Below are 23,582 nucleotides of genomic sequence, written 5' to 3'. Positions count from 1 at the left end.
CACGGCAAACGATATTATTGCGTTCGTCTGGTGGGCTCGGAGATGTGTATAAGAGCCCGGTGCCAGCTGGCACCGCGCCTCCCGTCCGTCTGTCCGGGGGACGCGGTCGACGTTCGGACCGGGCCCATTACGCTGTCCCCGTGTCAGAGCCACGACGGAGTCCGGGCAGCCAAGCTTCACTGCGTGAAGCCAACCGGGGTCGCGTCGTCGCAGCGGTCAAGCGCCACGGCGGTCTGACCCAGGTCGAGTTGGCCGGCGCGACCGGCCTCAGCCCCGCGACGGTGTCGAACATCGTCAAGGAGCTCGTCGCCACCGGTGCCCTGCACGCGACGCCGAGCACCTCGAGCGGACGCCGGGCACTGCGGGTGACGCTGCCGCATGGCCTCGGCCTGGTCGCGGGCGTGCACGTCTCGCCCCGGCACCTGCGGCTGGCGCTGTCCGACCTGAACGGGACCGTCCTGGCCGAGCGGCACATGCCCCTGGCCCGCGACCACCGGGCGGACGCCGAACTCGACAAGACGGCGCTGCTCGTGATGGACATGGCCGAGTCGGTGGAGTCCTCGATGGACGAGGTGCTGGCCGTCGGCCTGGCCGTGGCGGCACCGATCGACCGGCGGACCGGGATGACCGCGCGGGGCGGGATCTTCCGAGGCTGGGACGGACTGCCGATCGGGGAGTCGCTCGCGCGCCGGGTCGGCAAGCCGGTGCAGGTGGACAACTCGGCGAACCTGTCCGCGCTGGCCGAGCACCGGAGCGGGGCCGCCCGCGGGCGGGACACCTCGATCACGCTCGACGTCGGCACCGGCATCGGCGCGGGCCTGATCCTGGACGGCCGCTTGTTCCGCGGGCACCACGGCGTCGCGGGGGAGTTCGGGCACACGCCCGTCGTCCCGCACGGCCCCATCTGCCGGTGCGGCAACCGCGGCTGTCTGGAGGCCGTGGCCGGTGCGCCCGCCGTGCTCGAGAGCATCCGCGACGAGGTCGGGACCCTGAAGACGGCGGACCTGATCCTCCGGGCGATGTCGGGCGACCCGGTGTGCATCCGGGCGATCGCGGACGCGGGGCGGGCGATCGGGACGGCGGCGGTGGGGCTCTGCAACGTGCTCGACCCGGAGCGGCTCGTGGTGACGGGGGAGTTCGCGCGTGCGGGGGAGCTGCTCCTCGGCCCGATGCGGCACGCGCTCGAGTCGATGCTCATCGTCGACGCGGACGGCACCCCCGACGTCGTGCAGGGCCAGCTCGGAGAGAAGGCGGCCGTCACCGGGGCGCTGGCGGTCGCGATCGAAGCGGTGGACGTCCGCCACTGACGATCGCTCGATAACGATTCCGTCACGGCACCGCACCCTTGCGTTCAACTCTTGCAGCCAAGAACCGCCACTGGCACACTCAGGTCACCGCCAACGTGGGCGGTCCACCTGTTGGAGGACATTTCGATGAAGAAAGCCACCACACGAGCCATGCTGGGCGTCGGCGCCCTGCTGCTCGCGATCACCACCCTGGCGGGCTGTTCGAACGGAGCCGGTGCCGGAACGGGCTCCGGCGGCGGCGGGGGCGACGCCTCCAAGGCCAAGATCGGCCTGCTCCTGCCCGACTCCGTCACGGCTCGCTACGCCAGCGCCGACCGTCCGCTCTTCACCGCCGAGGTCAAGAAGCAGTGCAGCGGCTGCTCCGTCGTCTACGCGAACGCCGACGGCGACGCGTCCAAGCAGCTGCAGCAGGCGCAGTCCATGCTCACGCAGGGCGTCAAGGTCCTGGTCCTCGACCCGTTCGACGGTGAGGCCGCAGCCTCGATCGTGCAGCAGGCCAAGGCCAAGAAGGTGCCGGTCATCTCCTACGACCGACTCATCAACAGCCCGGACCTCAGCTACTACATCTCGTTCGACAACGAGAAGGTCGGTCAGCTGCAGGGCGAGGCGCTCATCAAGGCCCTCAAGGCGAAGGACGTCCCGGAAGGCTCCGGCATCATCATGGTGAACGGCTCCCCGACGGACAACAACGCCTCGCAGTTCAAGGCCGGTGCCCACAAGGCGATCGACGACAGCGGCTACAAGGTGCTGGCCGAGTTCGACACCCCCGGATGGGACCCCGCCAAGGCGCAGGACTGGGCAGCCGGGCAGATCAGCAAGCTCGGCGCCGACAAGATCACCGGCGTCTACGCGGCCAACGACGACACCGGCGGTGGCGTCATCGCGGCCCTGAAGTCGGCCGGCGTCTCCGAGCTCCCGCCCGTCACCGGCCAGGACGCGTCCCTCGCGGGCATCCAGCGCATCCTCTCGGGTGAGCAGTACATGACCGTCTACAAGGCGTTCAAGCCCGAGGCGTCGAAGGCGGCCGACCTGGCCATCCAGTTCGCCAAGGGTGAGACCCCGAAGGGCGACACCACCACGAAGACGGCGGGCGGCGCGAGCGTGCAGTCCACCCTCCTCGACCCGGTCGCCGTGACGACCGAGAACGTGCAGGACACCGTCATCAAGGACGGTCTCTACACGGTCAAGCAGGTCTGCACCTCGCAGTACGCCAGCGCCTGCTCGAAGAACGGCATCGAGTAAGCAACACCCCCCGGCCGCCCGGTCCGATCCGGACCGGGCGGCCCGCACGCACTTCCGATCGAGGACGACACCGTGAGCACCGAGCCCCCAGCAGCACACCCCACCACCGAACCCGTGATGTCCCTCCGCGGCATCGACAAGCGGTTCGGTGCCGTCCAGGCCCTCAGTGACATCGACTTCGACGTCTACCCGGGTGAAGTCGTCGCCATCGTCGGCGACAACGGCGCCGGCAAGTCGACGTTCGTGAAGATCCTCGCCGGCGTCTACACACCGGACGGCGGCACGATCACCTTCAACGGCGACGAGGTCACCGTCCCGAACCCGGCAGCGGCCCAGTCGCTCGGCATCGCCACCGTCTTCCAGGACCTGGCCCTCGCCGACAACCTCGACGTGGTGTCGAACCTGTACCTCGGTCGGGAGATCGCCAAGCCCTTCCTCGACGAGGAGGAGATGGAACGCCGCTCGTGGGAGCTCCTGCAGCAGCTCGCGGCACGGATCCCCTCCGTGCGCATCCCCATCGCGTCGCTGTCCGGCGGCCAGCGGCAGACGGTCGCGATCGCCCGGTCCCTGATCGGCGACCCGCAGGTCGTCATCCTCGACGAGCCGACCGCAGCACTCGGCGTCGCGCAGACCGCCGAGGTCCTCAACCTCGTCGAGCGCCTCCGTGAGCGCGGCCTCGGCGTCGTCCTCATCAGCCACAACCTCGCCGACGTGCAGGCCGTCGCCGACCGGGTCGCGGTGCTGCGACTCGGTCGGAACAACGGCACCTTCCGCATCGACGACGTCTCCTACGAGGAGATCATCGCGGCCATCACCGGCGCGACCGACAACGCCGTCACCCGTCGTGCCGCGGCCCGGACCGAGCAGGAGACCACCGCATGAGCAAGACCGACGAGACCCTCACCGCGTCGAACCCGACCCCGTCGGCCGCCGACCTGCAGGACGAGCGGCTGCTCCGCGACCAGGGCATCGGCGGCGCCGCGAAGGCGTTCATCCGCCGGGTCCGCGGCGGCGACATCGGCTCGCTGCCGGTCGTCGTCGGCCTCATCGTCATCTGGGCGGTGTTCCAGGCGCTCTCGCCCGACTTCCTGTCCCCGGGCAACCTCGTCAACCTCGCCCTGCAGTGCGCGGCCGTCGGCACCATCGCGATCGGCATCGTCCTGGTGCTGCTCCTCGGCGAGATCGACCTGTCCGTCGGCAGCGTCAGCGGTCTGGCGGCCGCGATCCTCGGTCAGGGGCTGACGTCCCTCGGCTGGCCGCTCTGGCTGGTCATCGTCGTCGCGCTGGCGGTCGGTCTGGCAGCCGGTCTGCTCTACGGCCTGCTCTTCACCCGGTTCGGTGTCCCGAGCTTCGTCATCACCCTGGCCGGTCTGCTCGGCTTCCTCGGCCTGCAGCTGCTCATCCTCGGCCCGAACGGCTCGATCAACCTGCCGTACGACTCGCCGATCGTGCAGTTCGCCTCGGCGTCGTACCTGCCGCCGTGGCTGGCCTACCTGTTCGCCGCGGTCGCCGCCGGTGGCCTGTTCGTCACCGAGGTCCGTCGCGCCGGCCGTCGTCGTCGCGCCGGCCTGTCCACCGGGGCGATGTCCCTGACGATCGCGAAGTCCGCCGCCCTGTTCATCGGGCTCGCGGTGATGGTCTGGTACCTGTCGCAGGACTTCGGCACCGGCACGTCCTTCGTGTTCTTCGTCGTGCTCGTCGTCCTCATGAACTTCCTGCTCAAGCGCACCCGCTGGGGTCGTTCGGTCTTCGCCGTCGGCGGCAACGTCGAGGCCGCCCGCCGCTCCGGCATCCGGGTGAACCGCATCTACATCTCGGTGTTCATGCTCACCTCGCTGTTCGCCACGATCGGCGGCATCCTGGCGGCGGCTCGGCTCAACTCGGCCAGCCTGTCCTCGGGTGCCGGCGACACGAACCTCAACGCGATCGCCGCGGCGGTCATCGGTGGGACGAGCCTGTTCGGCGGACGCGGCAGCGCGTGGTCGGCACTGCTCGGCATCATCGTGATCCAGTCGATCTCGAACGGGCTCACCCTGCTCAGCCTCGACTCCTCGATCCGCTACATGATCACGGGCGCGGTCCTGCTGCTCGCCGTCATCATCGACTCGCTGTCGCGTCGCAGCCGCGCCAGCCACGGGGCGGCCTGAGCCGGTGCACTGAGTCGCGACCCGATCCGGACGGGAGGCACGGTGCCAGCTGGCACCGTGCCTCCCGTCCGTCGGTCCCACGGTCGGACCGTTCCTCCACAGGCGGACCGTTCCTCCACAGGCGGACCGGTCCCGCAGCCCGCCGGCACCCCGTCGCCGGTATCGTCGACGCATGGCACTGTTCGGACGACGCAAGCCCGACGTGCGCGATCGGCCCGTCAGCCAGGTCGAACTGAAGCGCGCGGTGGACGAGGGGTTCCTCATCGCCAAGGCGGCGGTGACCGTCGCCGTGGCGAACCGGATCATCACCAACGCCCTGCGCGACCAGGGGTACTTCGACCACGCCCTCATCGCCGACGCCGCACGGCAGGAACTGCACCGGATGGCCGAGGAGCAGCGCGGCGACGCCGAGCGGATGCGGGAGATCCGGGTCCGGTCGAGCAAGCAGGGTGGGCGCTCGCAGCACCAGCACGACTACCGACGCGGGGACGACCTGAAGCTCCGCACGCGCGAGGCCACGTACGAAGAACTGGCCAAGCGCCTCGACGCCCGCCGCGACGACCAGCACTTCGTCGACGGCATCGTCCTCGCCGCCCGGGCCCGCGCGTGGGACGACATCGGCACGACCGTCGTCGGGCGTCTCGGGTGGGCCCAGCGCCCGGCCGACGACTACGAGGTCGGGCGTGACGAGCGGGTGCAGCAGCTCCTCGACGAGGACTTCGCGACCCTGGTCGCCGAGCACCCGGTCGGCTCCGGCACCCCCGTCGGCGCCGACGAACCGGACGCCGACGGGCCGGACGACGGCACCGACCCGGCCGAGGCGGACACCACCACGAGCTGACGCTCGGCCGTCAACGCACGGGACCGCCTCGACCCGTGTCCAGCCGCCACTCCGTAGGCTCGTCCGCATGGTTGATGCGGTGGTCGTCGGAGCCGGACCGAACGGGTTGGCCGCAGCGGTCACCCTCGCTCGGGCCGGTCTCAGTGTCGAGGTCGTCGAACGGAACGACACCATCGGCGGCGGTGCACGCACCAAGGAACTCACGTTGCCCGGGTACCTGCACGACGTCTGCTCCGCCGTGCACCCGATGGCGCTGCAGTCCGAGTTCTTCCGGGCCTTCGGCATGGAGCGGCGCATCGAACTCCGCCTGCCCGAGGTGCAGTACGGCCACCCGCTCGACGGCGGCCGGGCGGGCGTCGCGTACCAGGACCTCGATCGCACCGCCGATGCCCTGGGGGTCGACGGCCGCGCCTACCGGCAGCTGATGGCCCCGCTGGTCGCGCACGCCGACCGCGTCTCCGACTTCGCCACCGACGCGCTGCTGCACGTCCCGCGGCACCCGGTCACGGTCGCCCGCTTCGGTCTCCGCGCGCTCGAGCAGGGCTCCCGCGCCTGGAACCTCCGCTTCCGGGACGACGTCGCCCCGGGCATGATCAGCGGCGTCGCGGCGCACTCGATCCAGCACATGCCCTCCCTCGCCACCGCGGCCGCCGCCCTGTCACTCGGCGTCTACGCCCACGCCCGCGGCTGGCCGGTGCCGATCGGCGGCAGCCAGGCGATCGTCGACGCGCTCGCCGCCGACCTCGTCGCCCACGGCGGCACGATCGAGACCGGGCGGGAGGTCCACTCCCTCGGCGACCTCACCCCGGCCAAGGCGGTGTTCTTCGACACCAGCGTCCCGTCGATGCTCCGGATCGCCGGCAACCAGCTGCCCGCACCCAAGCGCGGCGCGCTCCGGCACTTCCGGTTCGGCAACGCCGCCGCCAAGGTCGACTTCGCCCTGTCCGAGCCGGTGCCGTGGACGAACCCCGAGCTGCACCGCGCCGGCACCGTGCACATCGGTGGCACCCGGGCCGAGATCGCCGAGGCCGAGGCGCAGGTCGCCCGCGGGCAGGACCCCGACCGCCCCTACGTGCTGGGCTCCGAGCCGACCGTCGTCGACCCGAGCCGGGCACCCGAGGGCGGGCACGTCTTCTGGGCGTACGCCCACGTCCCCGCCGGCTCGACGGTCGACCACCAGGAGAGCGTCATCCGGCAGATCGAACGGTTCGCCCCCGGCTTCCGCGACACCATCGTCGCGACGAACAGCCGGACCGCCCAGGACATGGAGCAGTACAACCCGAACTACTCCGGCGGGGACATCGCCGCCGGTGCCGCGAGCTTCTGGCAGCTGGTCAAGCGGCCCGTGCTCTCGAGCGATCCGTGGCGGATGGGCGGCGGGATGTACCTGGCGTCGCAGTCCGCGGCGCCCGGGCCCGGGGTGCACGGCATGGCCGGGTGGCACGCCGCGAAGAGCGCCCTCCGGCACACGTACGGGCTGCCGGTGGACGTCGACCTGGCACCGAGGAGCTGACATGGCGAAGAACGTCCGGATCATCCACTGCACCGCGGAGGACGTGTTCGACGTCCTCCGCGACGGCTGGCTCTACCCCACGTGGGTCGTCGGTGCGTCGCGGATGCGCGGTGAGGACCCGGGGTGGCCCGCGGTCGGAACGAAGATCCACCACTCGTTCGGTGTCTGGCCGTTCGTCATCAACGACACCACCACCGTCCTGGAGTACGACGAGCCCCGGCGGATGGTCATCCAGGCGCGCGGGTGGCCGGTCGGGGAGGCCCGCGTCGAGGTCGAGGTCGAGCCGCACCCCCGTGGCTGCCGGGTCACCCTGCGGGAGAACCCCGTGAAGGGCCCGGGGACCCTCGTCCCCGGGTTCCTCGCGCAGCCCGGAATCTGGCTCCGGAACCACGAGACCGCGCGGCGGCTCGGCTGGGTCGCCGCGGGGCGCGCGCGCAGCCGCTGAGGCGGCCCCGTCTGCGGGAGGCGCCGCGCTCTGCGCGAGGCGCCGCGGAAAGTGGCGGCGTCTCGCGGGCTCGGCGGCGTCTCGCCGTGGCGCCGGTGTGTGGCGGACGGGAGGGTCGGTGCGGGCCCGCCCCGACCGTCCCGGCCTGGGACGCCTCCCGGCCCGAGACGCCCCCGTCTGTGGGAGACGCCGCGCTCTGCGCGAGGCGCCGCGGAAAGTGGCGGCGTCTCGCGGACTCGGCGGCGTCTCGGCGCCGCCGCCGCGCCTACTCCTGGCGGGAGAACGCGCTCGCTCGCGCGACCTGGTCGGCCGTCAACGCGACGCCCGTGTACCGCTCGAACTGGCGCGCTGCCTGCAGCGCGATGACCTCGGCGCCCGTGATGACGTGCGCACCGGCATCGCGGCCGGCCCGGACGAGCGGGGTCTCGGACGGGAACGCGACGACGTCGAACACCGTGCCTGCCGCGGTGATGCGGTCCGGGGCGAAGGACAGCGCGTCCTCCTGGTCGCCGCGCATGCCGAGCGGGGTGACGTTGACCAGGACGTCCGCGTCGCCGGCCTGCTCCTCGGCACCGACCCAGGCGTACCCGTACTGGTCCGCCAGGGCGCTGCCGGTCGCCTCGTTGCGGGCGACGACGGTGAGGTGCGCGAACCCGGCCCCACGGAACGCCGCCGTGACCGCCTTCGCCATGCCGCCCGAGCCCCGGAGCAGCACCCGGGCGTCGCGGTCGACCCCGTGCGAGTCGAGCAGGGCGGCGACGGCCTCGTAGTCGGTGTTCGATGCGGTCAGGACCCCGGCGTCGTTGACGATCGTGTTGACGGAGCGGATCGCGGCGGCGGACTCCTCGAGCTCGTCGACGAGTGCGATCACGTCCTCTTTGAACGGCATCGACACCGAGCAGCCGCGGATGCCGAGCGCACGGATGCCGGCGACCGCACCGGGCAGGTCCGTCGTGGTGAACGCCTTGTAGACGTAGTCCAGCCCGAGCTCGTCGTAGAGGAAGTTGTGGAACCGGGTGCCGATGTTGCTCGGACGGGCGGCCAGCGAGATGCACAGCTGCATGTCCTTGTGGAGGATGGGCATGCCGTCAGTCTCCCACGAGCGGTGCGATGGAGCGGTCCATGCCGCCACTGTCAGCGTGGAGTGCGACGACCGCGCCCGGCCTGGCGTACCGTCTGCGGGGATGACTGCTCTCCCTGACACCATGCGCGCCGTCCGCTTCGAGGAGTGGGGCGACCGTTCCGTCCTGCACGTCGCCGAGGTCCCCGTTCCCGAGGTCGAGCCCGGCCGCGTGCTCGTGAAGGTCCGCGCCGCCGGCATCAACCCCGGCGAGTCCGCCATCCGCCAGGGTGTCGTCGACGACCACGACCCCGAGAAGCTGCCGTCCGGCCAGGGCACCGACCTCGCCGGCACGGTCGCCGCGATCGGCCTCGACGTCGACGGGTTCGAGGAGGGCGACGAGGTCCTCGGCTGGTCGTGGGAGCGCTCGAGCCAGGCGGAGTACGTCTCCGTCCCCGCCGGCCAGCTCGTCCCGAAGCCCCGCCTGCTGTCGTGGGAGGCCGCCGGTGGCCTGGACGTCGCCGCGACGACCGCCGCAGCCGCCGTCCGCGCCGTCGACCCGCGGGCCGGCGAGACCGTCGTCGTCTCCGGTGCCGCCGGTGGTGTCGGGTCCTTCGTCACCCAGCTGCTGACGAACGAGGGCATCGACGTCATCGCGATCGCCTCCGAGTCCAACCACGAGTGGCTGCAGTCCAAGAACGCCCGCCCGGTCGCGTACGGCGACGGCCTGGAGGACCGCATCCGCGAGCTCGCCACGAACGGCATCGACGCCGTCATCGACACCTTCGGCGCCGAGTACGTGCACCTCGGCATCACACTCGGCGTCCCGGCCGACCGCATCGAGACCGTCATCGCCTTCGAGGCCGCGGCCGAGGTCGGCGCGAAGGCGTCGGGCAGCGCGGACACGGCCGACCCCGAGATCCTGTCGGCGCTGGCGAACATGGTCGCCGACGGCTCCGTCGAGGTCCCGATCGCCGCCACCTTCCCGCTCGACGCGGTGCAGGACGCCTACGCCCAGCTCGAGGAGCGCCACACCCGCGGCAAGATCGTCCTGCTGCCGTAGGACGGCGGGTCAGACCGGCCAGGAGGCCCGACCACCGTCCGGCAGGCTCGTCCCGTCTCGGTGGGGATGTCCCCACCCCAGAGTGGGGGCCTGGCCGGATACCGCCACGCAGTCTCGACCCGTAGCGTCGAGGACATGACGAACACACTCCACCGCCCCCGCTCCGGTCGCCTGCTCGCCGGGGTCTGTGCTGGCATCGCCGACCGTTTCGGCTGGTCCCGCACCGCCGTCCGCGTGCTCTGGGTCCTGCTCAGCCTGTTCCCCGGGCCGCTCTGGATCGCCTACGTCGTGCTCTGGATCGTGATGCCGACGCAGGGCGGGCGCCGCTGATCCCGCCCGCTCCCGCGGGTCCGTGCCACCGTGCGGACGCGCCGGGAACGACGAACAGGGTCCGGACGCATCGCATCCGGACCCTGTTCGTCGTTCAGGCACTCAGCGGCGGCTGCGGCCACCGGCGAAGCGCGTGTAGAGGAGCAGCACGATGATCGCGCCGATGATGGAGCCGATGATGCCGGCCGGCTGGAAGAAGCCGTCCATCGGGTCGTGCTGGAAGATCAAGAAGCCGAGGAAGCCACCGACGAACGAGCCGACGATGCCGAGCACGATCGTCATCACGAGGCTGATGTCCTGCTTGCCGGGGACGATGAGACGGGCGAGTGCGCCGGCGATGAGGCCGACGATGATGAGGCTGAGGATGAGACCGAGCATGGGCTGACTCCTTGGTGCGTTCTGCACGACCGGTAGAAGGGCCGAGCGCGTCCGTCACCCGATCGGGTGACGTCGACAACCCTTCCACCCCCAAGGGTGTTCCGTCTCACCCCTTGGGGTGGAAAGGTGGCCCCATGCCGGTCGACGCTCCCACCACTCCGCTCCTCGTGACGCTCGTCGACGACTACGACGTCGTCCTGAAGGGCCTCGCGCACATGTTCGACGCGCACCGCGACCGGATCGTCGTGGCCGAGATCGACGCCAACGCAGAGCTCGACGACTCGATCGACATCGTGCTCTACGACTCGTTCGCGCAGCCGGAGTCCGACCAGCTCGAGATCGCCGCACTCGTCGCGAACCCACGAGCACGGCACGTCGTCGTCTACACCTGGAACCTCCAACAGGAGCTCGTCGACGCGGCGCTCGCAGAGGGGGTGCACGGGTACCTGTCGAAGACGCTGGGTGCCGCCGACCTGGTGGACGCGCTCGAGCGGATCGCTGCCGGCGAGGTCGTGGTCAGCCGCGCCGGACGTCGCGCCCCGAGCGCCGACGGCCTGGACTGGCCGGGCAAGGGCGTCGGCATCACCGATCGCGAGTCCGAGGTCCTCGCGCTCATCACCCAGGGCAAGAGCAACGCGGAGGTCGCTCAGCTGACCTACCTCAGCCCGAACACCGTCAAGTCACACATCCGTTCCGTCTACCGCAAGATCGGGTCCGACAGCCGCACCCAGGCGGTGCTCTGGGGCGTCGCGAACGGGTTCAGCCCGGACCACCACCGGATCGACCACTGGCTCGGCGGGCCCTGATCCACTGGTGGCAGGCCCGACCAGGCCACTGAGCCTGCCGTCCGGACGGCGTAGGCTCGATGTCGTGCCGGTCTCCGTCTTCGATCTGTTCAGCATCGGTGTGGGGCCGTCGAGTTCCCACACGGTGGGCCCGATGCGCGCCGGCGTCGACTTCGCCGAACGGGTCGCCGACCTGCCGGTCACGAGCATCCGCGTCGACCTCTACGGCTCGCTCGCCTCGACGGGGCACGGACACGGCACACTCGGCGCGGTCGCGATCGGGCTGATGGGCCACCGGCCCGAGGACGTCGACCCCGACGTGATGACGACGGCGCTCGACGCCCTGGAGTCCACCGGCCGCCTGACCCTGGCGGACGGCCCGACCGTGGCGTTCCGGCTCGGCGACGTCGTCCTGCACCCACTGACCATGCTGCCGCGGCACCCGAACGCCATGCGCCTGCGGAGCTTCGACGCGACCGGCACCGAGACCGCCGTCGAGACCTACTACTCGATCGGCGGTGGGTTCATCGCCCGCGACGGTGACGAGGAACCGGGCGAGGACGTCGCCGGCACCGCGATCCCGGTCGAGACCGACGCGGTGCCCCACCCGTTCTCCAGCGGGGCCGAGCTGCTGGCGGCCTGCGCGACCACGGGCCTCCCGGTCAGCGGCGTCGCACTCGCCAACGAGACCGCGACCCGCACCGAGGCCGAGGTCCGCGACCGCCTGCTCCGCATCCACGCCGTGATGGAGGACTGCGTCGACCGCAGCGTCCGCCGCACCGGCACCCTGCCCGGCGGCCTCGAGGTCCGACGCCGCGCCGCCGACTGGTTCGCGCAGCTGACCCGGGACGACCCCGGACACGACCCGCTCTTCGCGATGGAGTGGACGAACCTCACCGCGATGGCCGTCAACGAGGAGAACGCTTCCGGAGGCCGCGTCGTCACCGCCCCGACGAACGGCGCCGCCGGCATCATCCCGGCCGTCCTCTTCTACGCGCTCACCTACGTGCCGACGATCACCCCGGAGCGCCGGGACGACGCGATCGTCCGGTTCCTGCTCACCGCGGGCGCCGTCGGCTCGATCTACAAGGAGCGGGCCTCCATCTCCGGCGCCGAGGTCGGCTGCCAGGGCGAGGTCGGCTCGGCCGCCTCGATGGCTGCGGCCGGACTCGCCGAACTGCTCGGCGGCACCCCGGAGCAGGTCGAGAACGCCGCGGAGATCGCGATGGAGCACAACCTCGGTCTGACGTGCGATCCGATCGGCGGTCTGGTGCAGATCCCGTGCATCGAGCGGAACGCGATCGCGGCGAACAAGGCGGTGAACGCCGCCCGGATGGCACTGCGCGGGGACGGCGTGCACCACGTCTCCCTCGACCAGGTCGTCGAGACGATGCGGCAGACCGGCGCCGACATGTCGCACAAGTACAAGGAGACCGCGATGGGCGGTCTCGCGGTGAACGTCCCGCTCTGCTGACGCGGACGACCCCGCACCGAGCCGAGGCCCCGGAACTGGGGCTGCGGCGGGCGGGGAACGCCGGGGTACTGTGCACCGTCCGGCACCCCGGACCGACGGCCAGGGACGGTCGTCGTCCCGGTTCCCCGGAAGCGATCGCCGATGTCACGCCGTACCCCGACCCTCCTCGCCGCGACCGCCGTGGCCGTGGCGCTCGCCGTCACCGGCACGGGCCTGCCGGCGCAGGCGCTCCCCGCGGCGACCGCGCCCGTGGCTGCCACGACCACACCGGTCGCCCCCGCGACCGCGGTGCCGGCCGCCGCCGGCGTCCCCGCACCGGCCGACCCCACCGCCGGCGCGACGCCCGGTGACGCCCCGGTCGACCTGACGCTGGTCCTCCGCCCGACGGACCCGGCCGCCCTCGCCGCCCTGCCCACGGCGACCACCGGCGACACCGCCGAGCAGCGCGCGGACGCAGTGGAGGCCGTGGCCCCCGCCGACGACGCCCCCTCGCGCACGCGATCGGTGCTGACCGGCGCTGGCTTCACCGTGACCGACACCGACACGTGGGAGGTCGAGGCGCACGGCACCGCCGCCCAGGCCGAGGCGCTCTTCGGCGTCACCCTGCTCGGCACCGGTGACGGCATGCACCCGACCACCGCACCGGCCGTCCCGCAGTCCTTCGGTGGCGCGGTCGTCTCGGTGCTCGGCCTCGACACCCGTCCGGCCCTGGCGCACGCTGCCGTCCCCGCCGGGTACGCGCCGGCCGACCTCGCCGGTGCGTACCGGTCCACGGGCTCGGCCACGGCGGGCGCCGGCGCGACGATCGCCACCGTGCAGTTCTCCGGGTGGGACCGCAACGACCTCAGCGCGTACGCCGTCGCGAGCGGGCGTCCGCTACCTGCGCTCGACCAGGTCGCGGTCGACGGCGTCGACCCGCACGTCGGCGACGGCTCCCAGGGCGAGACCGAGGTCGCGATCGACCAGGAGGCCCTGCTCGCCGTCGCGCCCGGCGCCCGGCAGCGCGTGTACGTCACCGAGAACTCGTTCCAGGGCAGCTACGACGCGTACAGCCGGATCGCGGACGAGGTCCGGAGCGCCGGCATCACCGCCGTCAGCATCTCCTGGGGCAGCTGCGAGACCCGGACCCCGGCGGACGCCCGGGCCGCCCTCGACGCCGCCCTGTCCCGGATCGTCGCAGCCGGCGCGACGGTCTTCGCCGCCACCGGTGACGACGGCGCACGCTGCCCGACCGGCCCGAGGACGACCATCCGCGACGTGTCGTACCCGGCGTCCTCGCCCGCGGTCGTCGGCGTCGGCGGCACCTCGCTCACGAAGACGAAGACCGGCTGGACCGAGGCCGGCTGGTCGAACACCCTCGGTGCCGGTGGTGGCGGGACCTCGAGCGCCTACGCCCGACCTTCGTGGCAGACCGGGACGGGGACCAGCGGCACGAAGCGCCTGCTGCCCGACGTCGCCGCACTCGCCGACCCGGCGAAGGGACTCGGTGTGTACCTGTCGACCGCACACGGGTTCGTGCTCGGTGGCGGCACCAGCCTGGCGTCCCCGGTGCTCGCCGGACAGCTCGCCGTCGCGCTGACCGCCCGCGGGTGCGCCGTCGGCGTCGGTGACGTGCACCAGGCCCTGTACCGGAACCCGGCTGCGTTCCGTGACGTCGTCACCGGCAGCAACGGCACGGCGCGGGCTGCCCGCGGGTGGGACGCGGCGACCGGTCTCGGCTCGCCGAACTGGTCGGCTCTCGGACGGCTGCTCCCGACGGCGAGGGACTGCACGGCACCGACGACGACGGCCGCCGCGGCCGGGGCGACCGCGACCGCGATCGCCTCGGGGAACCGGACCGTCCCCGGCGGGACCTCGATCCACTCGCCGTCCGGGCAGTACTGGCTGGACCTGCAGGCCGACGGCTCGCTCGTCGAGTGGGGCAACGGCCGCCGTCTCTGGCGGAGCACCGGCTCGGCCGACGGCGCCGTCCTGCGCCTCGATGCGAGCGGGGTGCTCGCGGTGGTCGCACCGTCGGGCACGGTCCTCTGGTCGACGTCGGCCCGCACCGCGACCGGCGGCGCTCGCCTCACCGTCGACGACACCGGCGACGTGCGGGTCACCGCGCGCGACGGCGCGATCCTCTGGCGCAACGGTGCTCCCGGTACGGACCAGCTCGTCCCCGGTGCCACCCTCGTCGCCGGCCAGGCGATCCACGACGCGAGCGGGCTCCGGCGCTTCGCCGTCCGCTCGAACGGGCAACTCGTCGTCACGGTCCGCGGCACCGCCGTGTACCGCAAGGCGGGTGGCGGCGCCGGTGCGTCCCTCCTGCTCCTGCCGAACGGCGACCTCCTGCTCGCCGGGCCCCTCGGCGACCGGCGCTGGTCGACCGGTACGGGCGGGAAGGGCGGCACGGGGGTGACCCTGCGCATGGGGTCGGACGGCAACGTCGTGCTCCGGAAGGGCCGCTCCGCGCTCTGGGCGAGCCACACCCGAGGCTGAACCGCCCGGCTACCCGGCGAGCAGCGTGAGTAGTCGAGCGGTCTCGACCGCGACCGCATCCCGTCCCGCCGACACGTACCGGCGCGGGTCGACCAGGTCCGGTCGCTCGTCGAGCACGTCCCGCAGCGCGCGGGTGAACAGCCCGTTGAGGTGCGTCGAGATGTTGATCTTCGTCATGCCCGCACGGACCGCGCCCCGCAGCTCCTCGTCGGACAGCCCGGAGGATCCGTGCAGCACCAGGGGCACCGGCACGGAGGCCCGCAGCCGTTCCACGAGGTCGCGATCGACCGACGCCTCCCGCGTCTGCATCGCGTGCGACGTCCCGACGGCGACCGCCAGGGCGTCGACCCCGGTCGCGGCGACGAACGCCGCGGCGTCGGACGGGTCGGTGCGGACCCCGGGTGCGTGCACGCCGTCCTTGCCGCCGACCTCGCCGAGCTCGGCCTCGATCGCGATGCCCGCCGCGTGGCAGCGGTCGGCGAGCTCCCGCGTCGCGGTGACGTTGGCGTCGTAGTCCAGGTGCGAGCCGTCGTACATGATCGAGTCGACACCGAGGTCGATGCCGGCGTGCACGAGTGCGGTGTCCTCGATGTGGTCCAGGTGCACGAGGACCTCGACGTCGGCGGCCCGGGCGACGGCCTGGGTCGCGGTGACGATGGGCGTCAGGCCACCGTGGTAGCGGATGCAGTTCTCGCTGACCTGCAGCACCACGGGCAGCCCGGCCCGCTCGGCGCCGGCGACGATCGCCTCGGCGTGCTCGAGCAGGACGACGTTGAACGCGCCGACACCGCGGCGGGCGGTGCGTGCGGAGTCGAGGAGGCCGGTCAGGGCGAGGGCGGTGGTCATGTGGGGCTCCCGGTTCGGTCGAGCAGGGCGGTGAAGCGGTCGACGGCGGCCAGGTCGACCTCGCCCGCGACGGGGCGGAGGACCGCGGCGGCGCCGTACGCGGCAGCGGTGACCAGGGCGTGGCGGAGATCGGCTGGGGCGAGGGTTGCGGTCGGGCGGCGGCCCCACGCCGTCAGCGCGAGGACGAGCCCGGCGGTGGCCGCGTCCCCGGCACCCGTGGGGTTGCCGTGCACGTCGGGCACCGCGGGGACGGTAACGACGGCGTCGCGGGTGTGCGCGGTGATGCCCGACGAGCCGGCGGAGACGACGACGACCCCGGCGCCGCGCGCGAGCAGGTCGAGCGCACCGGAGCGTTCGTCGGGCGCGCCCGTGGCGTCGAGCAGTTCCTCGCGGTTGGGCTTGCAGACCGTGGCGCCCGCGGCGGCGGCCCCGAGGAGCGCCGGACCCGACAGGTCGGCGACCACGAGCAGCCCGGCGTCGACCGCGCCGCGGATCCAGGGCGAGACCATGCCGGGGTCGGTGCCGCGGGGGAGCGACCCGGAGACGACGAGCGCGGTCGCGTGCCGCTGGGCGGTCCGGACGGCATCGGTCACGGCCGCCCACTCGTCCGTCGAGACGACGGGCCCCGGCTCGCCGTACATGGTCGGATGCGCGTGGTCGTCGACGACTGTGACGGTGGTCCTCGTGTCGCCGCCGACCGGCACGGGCGCGGTCGTCAGGCCGTCCTGCTGGAGCGCCGTGGCGACCCAGGCCCCGGACGTCCCGCCGAGCGGCAGGACCGAGGTCGTCGCCGTGCCCGCGGCGGCGAGCACCCGGGCGACGTTGACGCCCTTCCCGCCCGGGCGACGGACGACCTCCAGGACGCGCTGGGTGACCCCGACGGTCTGCTCGGCGACGCGGTAGGTGACGTCGACGGCGGGGTTCGGGGTGACGACGACGATCACGCGGGGACCTCCAGGACGGTGGGGCGGCCCGCCGGGTCGAGGACGACGAGGTCGGCGGGGGACCCGACCGACAGGGGTGGACGCAGGCCGAGCAGGGCCGCAGCGTGCACGGACGAGGCGGCCACGGCCTCCCGGACGGCACCGGGGTCCACGCTGGCGGAGGAACCGGCGGCGAGGACCCGGGCGACGGCGTCGCCGACCGTGATCGTGCTGCCGGCGAGCGAGGACCCGTCGGCGAGCATCGCGACGCCGCCCTCGACCACGACGTCGGAGCCGGCGATCCGGTACGCCCCGTCGGCGCAGCCGGTGGCGGCCATCGCGTCCGAGACGAACACCAGGCGGCTGCCGGCGGCACGGCGGACCAGGCCGACGGCGACCGGGTCGAGGTGGTGGCCGTCGACGATGCACTCCACGGTCAGCCGCTCGTCGGTCAGGGCGACCCCGACCGGACCGGGCTCGCGGTGGTGCAGCGGCGGCATGCCGTTGAAGAGGTGGGTGACGAGGGTCGCTCCGGCGTCGATCGCGCGCTGCACCTGCTCGGTGTCGGCGTCGGTGTGGCCGATCGCCGCGATCACGCCGGCGTCGACGAGTCGGCGGACCGCGTCGACCGCGCCGGGGAGTTCGGGGGCGAGCGTGACGATCCGGAGGGCGGGGCCGCCGGCGTCGACGAGGAGCTCGACCTCGGCGGCGGTCGGCGGGTGCAGCAGGGCGGCGGCGTGCGCGCCTCGGCGTGCGGGGGCGAGCCAGGGGCCCTCGAGGTGCAGCCCGGCGAGCGTGCCGTCGGCGACGAGCGGGCGGAGCCGGTGGAGCGCGGCGACGGTGTCCGGCACGGTGCCGGTCGCGATCGAGGCGACCAGGTGGGCCGTCCCGCGGTCGGCGTGGTGGGCGACGGCGGCGCGGGCCTCGTCCGCCGAGCACGAGGCGAAGTCGTGGCCGAGGGCGCCGTGCGCGTGGAGGTCGACGAAGCCCGGCACGACGGTGCCGGGTGCCTCGACCACGGCGTCGTGGTCCGGAGCCGGGCCGGTGCCGACCGCGGCGACCCGGCCGTCGGTGACCGCGATCCAGCCGTCGGTGAGGTCGGCCGCGGCGGTGACGACGCGGGGCGCGCGGACGAGCTTCGTCACGCCGACACCGCCCTCGGGTGGTCGTGGGCGAGGTCGTGGTTGCGCTCCAGGTCGCGGGCGAGCAGCCCCTGCGCGAGGAGGGCCGCGCCGATCGCACCGGCAGCGTCGCCGTGCCGCGCGCCGACCAGCGTCGGGACGCGGACGCCCACCAGACGGTCGGCCAGGGTCACGGCGAGGGGGTCGAGCAGGAGCGGGCCGGACTGCGCGAGCCCGCCGCCGATGACCAGGGTGTGGCAGCCGGCGGTCGCCGTCAGCCAGGCGAGCGCGTCGGCGAGGACAGCCACGCACTCGTCCCACGCCCGGCGGGCGACGGGGTCGCCGTCGACGACGCGGAGCATCGCGGCGTGGGCGGACGGGGCGCCGCTCCGGCGGGCGACGGCACCGGCCGAGGCGACCTCCTCGACCCGGAGGCCCGCGTGCGGCCCGGTGGGGATCCGCACCTGGCCGATCTCGCCGGCCCAGCCGTCACCGCTGACGACCCGGCCGTCGACGACCAGGGCGCTCGCGAGCCCGGTGCCGACCGGCACGAACGCGACCGTGCCGTGGTCGAGGCCACCGGACTGCACCTCCGCGAGGGCTCCTGCGCGGACGTCGTGGCCGAAGGCGAGGGGGACGTCGGTGCCCGTCGCCCGGAGTGCCTCGGCGACCCGCTGGCGGACCGGGACGTCCTGCCAACCGAGGTTCACCGACAGCACCGAGCGACCGGCGGCCTCGTCGACCACGCCGGGGACGACCAGGCCGACGGCGTCGAGGGTCGTCCCCTGCTGTCGGGCGACCGAGCGCGCGTGCACCGCGAGCTCGGCCACGACGACGGCGAGGGACTCCGCAGCGGGGTCGTCACGCGGGGTCGGGACGCGCTGCTCGTCGAGCACCCGTCCGTCCGCGCCGGTCAGTCGGGCCTTGGTACCCGTGCCGCCGACGTCGACCCCGAGCACTGCCCCGCGCGCGGCCATCAGGTGAGGATGACTGAACGGGTGAGCGAGCGCGGGTGGTCCGGGTCGAGACCGCGGCGCTCGGCGAGGGCGACGGCGAAGCGGTGCACGACGACGAGTCCGGCGAGCGGGTCGAGGTCGTGGTGCACCAGGCGGGCACCGGTGGCGGCGACCTCGTCGGCCAGGCCGTCCGGCACGGGGCCGAGCGACCAGACCAGGCGACCGGGCTGTGCGATCGCGATCGGACCGTGGCGGTAGTCCATCGCCGGGTACGACTCGGCCCAGAACTGTGCGGCCTCGCGGGTCTTCAGGGCGGCTTCGAACGTCAGGCCCACGGCGGGGCCACGGCCGACGAACGTGACCTGCTCGGCGTCGAGCAGGTCGTCGATCGGCAGCGTCAGCGCGGTCTCGGCCTGGACGGCCAGTGCCTCGACGTCCTCGCCGAGCGAGGCACGGAGCAGTGCGAGCGCGGTGGTGGCGAAGCGGGTCTGCACGACCGAGCGCTCGTCGGCGAACGGCAGCGCGACGACGTCGTCGGCGTCCGCGGCGGCGGGGCTGTCCGGCACGGCCGTGACGAGCACGGTGCGCTGGGTCGGCAGGGCGCGCAGCAGGTCGATGATCTCGGTGGTGGTGCCGGAGCGCGAGATGGTGACGACGCGGTCGTACTGCCGGTCGGCGGGGTACTCGGAGCCGGCGAAGGCGTCGGTCTGCCCGAGGCCGGCCGACTCACGGGCGACGGCGTAGCTCATCGCGATGAACCAGCTCGTGCCGCAGCCGATGACGGCGACGCGCTCGCCGGGCTGGGGCAGGACGTCGGTGAACGAGGGCAGCAGTGCCGCCGCGGAGCGCCAGGAGGCCGGCTGCGATGCCAGCTCGTCGCCCACGAAGGTGTCGGACATGGTGTCCTTCCGGTCGGACCGATCCTTGGTGATCGGATACCGGCCAGCATGACGATCGATCGTGCTCGATGCAAGTGCAAAACGTCATTTCCGATCATCCACGCGCCGGAGGAGCGCCCGTAGGATGACGCCATGACCCCGCAGCAGAGGCTCAACGCCCTCCTCGAGTTGGTGAGCGACCGCGGCAACGTCTCGATCACCGAGATCGGGGACGAGCTCGGGATCTCCGCCGCCACCGCCCGCCGCGACCTCGCCACCCTCGCCGACCAGCGGCTGGTCACCCGGACCCACGGCGGCGCCGCTGCCCTCGGCGCCGGCTACGAGTTGCCGCTGCAGTACAAGATCGCGCGGCAGGCCGAGGCGAAGACCGCGATCGCCCGCGCGACCGCCGCACTCGTGGCCCCCGGGGACACCGTCGGCCTGAACGGCGGGACGACCACGACCGAGGTGGCACGGGAGCTCGGCAAGAGCGAGCGCTTCATCCGCGCGGACGGCGAGTACGGCATCACCATCGTCACGAACGCGCTGAACATCGGGTACGAGCTGTCGGTCCGGGCGAACGTGAAGATCGTCGTCACCGGCGGAGTCGCACGCCGGCAGTCCTACGAGTTGATCGGGCCGCTGGTCCGGGACACGCTGGACGAGTTCGCCCTGGACGTCGTCGTGCTCGGCGTCGACGGGCTGACCGGGCAGTACGGGGCCACGACGATGCACGAGGGCGAGGCCGAGGTCAGTCGACACTTCGCCTCGGTCGGGCGTCGAGTGATCGTGGTCGCCGACTCGACGAAGATCGAGCGTTCCACCTTCGCCCGGATCTGCCCGCTCGACCGCATCGACGTGCTCGTCACGGACCGGGACGTCCCGGCACGGTTCGTCGCGGACCTGGCCGCCGCCGGCGTGGAGCTCGTCGTCGCCGACTGACCGCCGGCCCGCACGCCACACGGGGCGGCCCGTACGGGGTGCCCGGGCGAGCCGCGTCGGCAGCCGGGCCGGCCCCGGGGACGCACCCCGTGCCTCCCGTCCGAGCGCCGTCACGTTACCGGCGTGTTAAACCCTCGCATCTCACTTCCGTGAGCGATCCGTGAGCGCATATTGTGCATTCATGATCGATTTGGCATCATGGCCGTCACAATCACGCAAGGGAGCGAGATGAGCATCACGAGCACGCGCACACTCCGAGTCGGCGTGGTCGGCATCGGCCAGCGGTCCTACATCGCGAACCACGTCGCCGCCGCCGGACTCGACGCCGACGGGGTCGACGCCCGGATCGTGGCCGCAGCCGACGTCACCGGACCCGGCCGCCAGCGCGCCGCCGAGGCCTGGCCCGACGCCACGGTGGTCGACGGCCACCGCGCACTTATCGGCACCGACGGCGCCCCGAACCTCGTGGACGCCGCCATCGTCACCACCCCGGACTGGACCCACGCCGAGATCGCGATCGACCTGCTCCGCGCGGGCATCGCCGTCTACCTCGAGAAGCCCCTCGCCATCACGGTCGAGGACGCCGACGCGGTCCTCAACACCGCCGCCGAGACCGGCACCCCGCTCTACGTCGGCCACAACTTCCGGCACGCGGCCGTCGTCCGCCTGATGCGCGACGTGATCGCCCGCGGCGAGATCGGCGAGGTGAAGGCCGTCTGGGTCCGCCACTTCGTCGGCAACGGCGGTGACTACTACTTCAAGGACTGGCACGCCGACCGCAGCCGGGTGAACTCGCTCCTGCTGCAGAAAGCCAGCCACGACCTCGACGTCGTGCACGCCCTCGCCGGCGCCTACACCAGCCGGGTCGTCGGCATGGGATCGCTCTCCGTCTACGGGGACGTCACCGACCGCCGCGACCGCAGCGACGAGCTCATGACCGACTGGTTCTCGTTCGACAACTGGCCGCCCGCCGAGCAGACCGGCCTGAACCCGGTCGTCGACGTCGAGGACGTGTCGATGGTCATGATGACGCTCGAGAACGGCGTGCAGGCCAGCTACGAGCAGTGCCACTTCACGCCCGACTACTGGCGGAACTACACGGTCATCGGCACCCACGGGCGTCTCGAGAACATCGGGGACACCGGTGGTGGCGTGGTCAAGGTCTGGAACCACCGCCGCAACTGGGACGTCGCCGGGGACGTCGAGTACCCGATCGACGGCGTCGAGGACGGCCACGCCGACGCCGACCTGCTCACCATGACCGAGTTCCTCCGCTCGCTGGCGTTCGGCGAGCCCACCACCCTGTCCCCGATCGCGGCCCGCGCCGCGGTCGCCGCCGGGGCACTCGCCACCCGCTCGCTCCGCAACGGTTCGGTCCCCATCGACGTGCCGCCCCTCCCCGAGGCCACCCTCCGACACTTCGCGACCACTCCCGACCGCGACGACGTTCCCGAAAGGACCACCCGATGACCGCTCCGACCGCCCGCCCGGGCCACGGCCGCCGCCGCGCACTGCTCGGTCTCGCCGCCGCTGTCAGCGCCGTCGCGCTGCTCGCCGGCTGCAGCACCTCGTCCTCCGGCAGCTCCGGCAGCTCCGGCGGCTCCGGCGAGGTCGCGAAGGACACCAAGGCGAACCTGACGTACGCCGTCTGGGACCAGAACCAGGTGAAGGCCATCAAGGCCAACATCAAGGGGTTCAACGAGGAGTACCCCGACATCAAGGTCAACGTCGACGTCACCCCGTACGCCAGCTACTTCACGAAGCTGCAGACGCAGGGCTCGAGCAACACGCTGCCCGACCTGTTCTGGATGAACGGCCCGAACTTCCAGCTGTACGCAGCCAACGGCAAGATCGCCCCGATCACGGACGAGGTGAAGTCCGGTGCGATCGACCCGGACAACTACTCGGCAGCGCTCAACAAGCTGTACACGTACGACGGCACCCAGTACGGCGTCCCGAAGGACTTCGACACGATCGGCGTCTGGATGAACAAGGCCCTGTTCGAGAAGGCCGGCGTCGCCATGCCGTCGAAGGACTGGACCTGGAGCGACTTCCAGAAGACCGGCGCCGAGCTCTCCCAGAAGCTGAAGTCCGACGGCGCCTACGGTGCCGCGGCCGGCATGGACGGCCAGACGACCTACTACGACACGATCTTCCAGGCCGGCGGCTCGGTCATCGACGGCGAGAAGTCGGAGTACGACTCGAAGGCCGCCGAAGCCGGGCTGGCCTACTGGACCGACCTCATCAAGTCCGGCGCCTCGCCCTCGATCAAGCAGCTGACCGACACCACCGCAGACCAGTGGTTCACCTCCGGCAAGGTCGCGATGTACCAGGGCGGCAGCTGGTTCCGCTCCGCGCTGATCGGCTCCGACATCGAGAAGGACGTCGTCGCCTACCCGCTGCCGAAGGGCAAGGAGCAGGCCACGGTCATCCACGGCGTCTCGAACGTCGTCGCCGAGGGCTCGAAGGACAAGGCCGCCGCGCAGGCACTCCAGGCGTACCTGGCCAGCAAGCCCGCCCAGCAGCAGCAGGGCGACATGGGTGCGGTCATCCCCGCCTACACGGGCACGCAGGACGCCTTCACGAAGACCATGCCGGACGCCGACCTGCAGGTCTTCCTCGACGCGGTCGAGTACGCCAAGCCGCTGCCGGTGTCGAAGAACACCGCCGCGTGGAACACCCTCGAGACGAACCTGCTCCCGAGCGCGTTCGACGGCTCGGAGCCGGTCGACCAGGTCGCGAAGGAACTCGCCCAGAAGATGGACGCAGCACTCGCCAAGGAGTGACGACGAGCCGGGGGGGGGGGGGCCCCCCCCCCCCCCCCCCCCCCCCCCCCCCCCCCCCCCCCCC

At 72.6% G+C, this 23,582-nt stretch carries 22 protein-coding genes; 15 read left to right on the top strand and 7 right to left on the bottom strand.

All coding sequences use genetic code 11. The features are described from left to right. Positions 1–140 precede the first annotated feature (140 nt). From QCD68_RS12810 to QCD68_RS12780, 7 genes are all read left to right on the top strand, one after another. A complete protein-coding gene (locus QCD68_RS12810) occupies positions 141–1,307 on the top strand; it encodes an ROK family transcriptional regulator (protein WP_221852639.1) in 1,167 nt (388 codons plus the stop codon). A gap of 126 nt (positions 1,308–1,433) precedes the next feature. Further along, a complete protein-coding gene (locus QCD68_RS12805) occupies positions 1,434–2,549 on the top strand; it encodes a sugar ABC transporter substrate-binding protein (RefSeq protein ID WP_111074054.1) in 1,116 nt (371 codons plus the stop codon). A gap of 117 nt (positions 2,550–2,666) precedes the next feature. Further along, positions 2,667–3,431 carry an ATP-binding cassette domain-containing protein gene (locus QCD68_RS12800; RefSeq protein ID WP_221852642.1) on the top strand — a complete coding sequence of 255 codons (765 nt, stop codon included), beginning with the start codon at positions 2,667–2,669 and terminating at the stop codon, positions 3,429–3,431. Continuing rightward, entirely contained in the window at positions 3,428–4,696 is a 1,269-nt protein-coding gene (locus tag QCD68_RS12795; protein WP_111074052.1) for a sugar ABC transporter permease, read from the top strand. The genes QCD68_RS12800 and QCD68_RS12795 overlap by 4 nt, the downstream gene beginning before the upstream one ends. Positions 4,697–4,868: 172 nt before the next feature. Next, on the top strand, positions 4,869–5,537 hold the full coding sequence (locus tag QCD68_RS12790; RefSeq protein ID WP_253465480.1) for a hypothetical protein: 669 nt from the start codon (positions 4,869–4,871) through the stop codon (positions 5,535–5,537). 67 nt (positions 5,538–5,604) lie between these two features. Next, on the top strand, positions 5,605–7,050 hold the full coding sequence (locus tag QCD68_RS12785; protein ID WP_301223269.1) for a phytoene desaturase family protein: 1,446 nt from the start codon (positions 5,605–5,607) through the stop codon (positions 7,048–7,050). A 1-nt stretch (position 7,051) separates the two neighbouring features. Further along, complete coding sequence (locus QCD68_RS12780; RefSeq protein WP_301223268.1) at positions 7,052–7,495, top strand: SRPBCC family protein; 444 nt, start codon at positions 7,052–7,054, stop codon at positions 7,493–7,495. A gap of 265 nt (positions 7,496–7,760) precedes the next feature. Here the strand turns inward: QCD68_RS12780 and QCD68_RS12775 are convergent, their stop codons facing one another. Continuing rightward, complete coding sequence (locus tag QCD68_RS12775) at positions 7,761–8,579, bottom strand: shikimate 5-dehydrogenase (RefSeq protein WP_253465471.1); 819 nt, start codon at positions 8,577–8,579, stop codon at positions 7,761–7,763. 100 nt (positions 8,580–8,679) lie between these two features. On the opposite strand from QCD68_RS12775, the gene QCD68_RS12770 reads away from it, so the two are divergent. Beyond that, entirely contained in the window at positions 8,680–9,618 is a 939-nt protein-coding gene (locus QCD68_RS12770; RefSeq protein WP_290155690.1) for an NADP-dependent oxidoreductase, read from the top strand. Positions 9,619–9,753: 135 nt separating this feature from the next. Then, positions 9,754–9,948 (top strand): PspC domain-containing protein, encoded by a 195-nt coding sequence (locus QCD68_RS12765; protein ID WP_111074046.1) that lies wholly within the window; start codon positions 9,754–9,756, stop codon positions 9,946–9,948. Positions 9,949–10,050: 102 nt separating this feature from the next. On the opposite strand, the gene QCD68_RS12760 is transcribed toward QCD68_RS12765, so the two are convergent. Then, positions 10,051–10,326 carry a GlsB/YeaQ/YmgE family stress response membrane protein gene (locus QCD68_RS12760; protein ID WP_111074045.1) on the bottom strand — a complete coding sequence of 92 codons (276 nt, stop codon included), beginning with the start codon at positions 10,324–10,326 and terminating at the stop codon, positions 10,051–10,053. Positions 10,327–10,460: 134 nt separating this feature from the next. Between QCD68_RS12760 and QCD68_RS12755 the strand changes: the two genes are divergently transcribed. The 3 genes from QCD68_RS12755 to QCD68_RS12745 all read left to right on the top strand — a co-directional run bounded on the left by QCD68_RS12755 (position 10,461) and on the right by QCD68_RS12745 (position 15,066). Further along, positions 10,461–11,132, top strand: a complete 672-nt coding sequence (locus tag QCD68_RS12755) for a LuxR C-terminal-related transcriptional regulator (RefSeq protein WP_301223267.1) — start codon at positions 10,461–10,463, stop codon at positions 11,130–11,132. Between the two features lie 64 nt (positions 11,133–11,196). Next, positions 11,197–12,585, top strand: a complete 1,389-nt coding sequence (locus QCD68_RS12750; RefSeq protein WP_301223266.1) for an L-serine ammonia-lyase — start codon at positions 11,197–11,199, stop codon at positions 12,583–12,585. Between the two features lie 141 nt (positions 12,586–12,726). After that, entirely contained in the window at positions 12,727–15,066 is a 2,340-nt protein-coding gene (locus QCD68_RS12745; protein WP_301223265.1) for a S8 family serine peptidase, read from the top strand. A 9-nt stretch (positions 15,067–15,075) separates the two neighbouring features. Here the strand turns inward: QCD68_RS12745 and QCD68_RS12740 are convergent, their stop codons facing one another. Genes QCD68_RS12740 through QCD68_RS12720 form a run of 5 tightly spaced genes read right to left on the bottom strand, consistent with a single transcriptional unit; the run spans position 15,076 to position 19,811 of the window. Next, positions 15,076–15,912 carry a class II fructose-bisphosphate aldolase gene (locus QCD68_RS12740; protein ID WP_221849007.1) on the bottom strand — a complete coding sequence of 279 codons (837 nt, stop codon included), beginning with the start codon at positions 15,910–15,912 and terminating at the stop codon, positions 15,076–15,078. Next, positions 15,909–16,856: a 1-phosphofructokinase family hexose kinase gene (locus QCD68_RS12735; protein WP_301223264.1), complete on the bottom strand. Its 948-nt coding sequence runs from the start codon at positions 16,854–16,856 to the stop codon at positions 15,909–15,911. Before QCD68_RS12735 ends, QCD68_RS12740 begins: the two co-directional genes overlap by 4 nt. Next, entirely contained in the window at positions 16,853–17,980 is a 1,128-nt protein-coding gene (locus QCD68_RS12730; RefSeq protein WP_301223263.1) for an N-acetylglucosamine-6-phosphate deacetylase, read from the bottom strand. The genes QCD68_RS12735 and QCD68_RS12730 overlap by 4 nt, the downstream gene beginning before the upstream one ends. Next, positions 17,977–18,933, bottom strand: a complete 957-nt coding sequence (locus QCD68_RS12725) for an ROK family protein (RefSeq protein WP_301223262.1) — start codon at positions 18,931–18,933, stop codon at positions 17,977–17,979. Before QCD68_RS12725 ends, QCD68_RS12730 begins: the two co-directional genes overlap by 4 nt. Beyond that, the gene (locus QCD68_RS12720) at positions 18,933–19,811 is read right to left on the bottom strand and encodes an SIS domain-containing protein (protein ID WP_111074037.1); all 879 of its coding nucleotides are present in this window, start codon (positions 19,809–19,811) and stop codon (positions 18,933–18,935) included. The genes QCD68_RS12725 and QCD68_RS12720 overlap by 1 nt, the downstream gene beginning before the upstream one ends. Before the next feature lie 132 nt (positions 19,812–19,943). Here QCD68_RS12720 and QCD68_RS12715 point away from each other — a divergent pair, with 132 nt between their 5' ends. The 3 genes from QCD68_RS12715 (at position 19,944) to QCD68_RS12705 (ending at position 23,518) form a co-directional block, all read left to right on the top strand. Further along, positions 19,944–20,732 (top strand): DeoR/GlpR family DNA-binding transcription regulator, encoded by a 789-nt coding sequence (locus QCD68_RS12715; RefSeq protein WP_301223261.1) that lies wholly within the window; start codon positions 19,944–19,946, stop codon positions 20,730–20,732. A gap of 228 nt (positions 20,733–20,960) precedes the next feature. Next, entirely contained in the window at positions 20,961–22,202 is a 1,242-nt protein-coding gene (locus tag QCD68_RS12710; protein ID WP_301223260.1) for a Gfo/Idh/MocA family protein, read from the top strand. Further along, positions 22,199–23,518 (top strand): ABC transporter substrate-binding protein, encoded by a 1,320-nt coding sequence (locus QCD68_RS12705; RefSeq protein ID WP_301223259.1) that lies wholly within the window; start codon positions 22,199–22,201, stop codon positions 23,516–23,518. The genes QCD68_RS12710 and QCD68_RS12705 overlap by 4 nt, the downstream gene beginning before the upstream one ends. The last annotated feature ends 64 nt before the right edge of the window (positions 23,519–23,582 follow it).

Origin of the sequence: Curtobacterium sp. PsM8 (assembly GCF_030433875.1) — a bacterium.
GTDB lineage: Bacteria > Actinomycetota > Actinomycetes > Actinomycetales > Microbacteriaceae > Curtobacterium.
This window is presented reverse-complemented; position numbering and strand designations above follow the sequence as displayed.

What these genes read in the sequence shown, in the direction of transcription:
- QCD68_RS12770 (WP_290155690.1), top strand. Translation starts at nt 8,680, where the DNA reads ATGACTGCTCTCCCTGACACCATGCGCGCCGTCCGCTTCGAGGAGTGG.
- QCD68_RS12760 (WP_111074045.1), bottom strand. Translation starts at nt 10,326, where the DNA reads ATGCTCGGTCTCATCCTCAGCCTCATCATCGTCGGCCTCATCGCCGGC.
- QCD68_RS12805 (WP_111074054.1), top strand. Translation starts at nt 1,434, where the DNA reads ATGAAGAAAGCCACCACACGAGCCATGCTGGGCGTCGGCGCCCTGCTG.
- QCD68_RS12775 (WP_253465471.1), bottom strand. Translation starts at nt 8,579, where the DNA reads ATGCCCATCCTCCACAAGGACATGCAGCTGTGCATCTCGCTGGCCGCC.
- QCD68_RS12765 (WP_111074046.1), top strand. Translation starts at nt 9,754, where the DNA reads ATGACGAACACACTCCACCGCCCCCGCTCCGGTCGCCTGCTCGCCGGG.
- QCD68_RS12740 (WP_221849007.1), bottom strand. Translation starts at nt 15,912, where the DNA reads ATGACCACCGCCCTCGCCCTGACCGGCCTCCTCGACTCCGCACGCACC.
- QCD68_RS12795 (WP_111074052.1), top strand. Translation starts at nt 3,428, where the DNA reads ATGAGCAAGACCGACGAGACCCTCACCGCGTCGAACCCGACCCCGTCG.
- QCD68_RS12710 (WP_301223260.1), top strand. Translation starts at nt 20,961, where the DNA reads ATGAGCATCACGAGCACGCGCACACTCCGAGTCGGCGTGGTCGGCATC.
- QCD68_RS12715 (WP_301223261.1), top strand. Translation starts at nt 19,944, where the DNA reads ATGACCCCGCAGCAGAGGCTCAACGCCCTCCTCGAGTTGGTGAGCGAC.
- QCD68_RS12780 (WP_301223268.1), top strand. Translation starts at nt 7,052, where the DNA reads ATGGCGAAGAACGTCCGGATCATCCACTGCACCGCGGAGGACGTGTTC.
- QCD68_RS12720 (WP_111074037.1), bottom strand. Translation starts at nt 19,811, where the DNA reads ATGTCCGACACCTTCGTGGGCGACGAGCTGGCATCGCAGCCGGCCTCC.
- QCD68_RS12790 (WP_253465480.1), top strand. Translation starts at nt 4,869, where the DNA reads ATGGCACTGTTCGGACGACGCAAGCCCGACGTGCGCGATCGGCCCGTC.
- QCD68_RS12725 (WP_301223262.1), bottom strand. Translation starts at nt 18,933, where the DNA reads ATGGCCGCGCGCGGGGCAGTGCTCGGGGTCGACGTCGGCGGCACGGGT.
- QCD68_RS12755 (WP_301223267.1), top strand. Translation starts at nt 10,461, where the DNA reads ATGCCGGTCGACGCTCCCACCACTCCGCTCCTCGTGACGCTCGTCGAC.
- QCD68_RS12800 (WP_221852642.1), top strand. Translation starts at nt 2,667, where the DNA reads ATGTCCCTCCGCGGCATCGACAAGCGGTTCGGTGCCGTCCAGGCCCTC.
- QCD68_RS12705 (WP_301223259.1), top strand. Translation starts at nt 22,199, where the DNA reads ATGACCGCTCCGACCGCCCGCCCGGGCCACGGCCGCCGCCGCGCACTG.
- QCD68_RS12785 (WP_301223269.1), top strand. Translation starts at nt 5,605, where the DNA reads ATGGTTGATGCGGTGGTCGTCGGAGCCGGACCGAACGGGTTGGCCGCA.
- QCD68_RS12745 (WP_301223265.1), top strand. Translation starts at nt 12,727, where the DNA reads ATGTCACGCCGTACCCCGACCCTCCTCGCCGCGACCGCCGTGGCCGTG.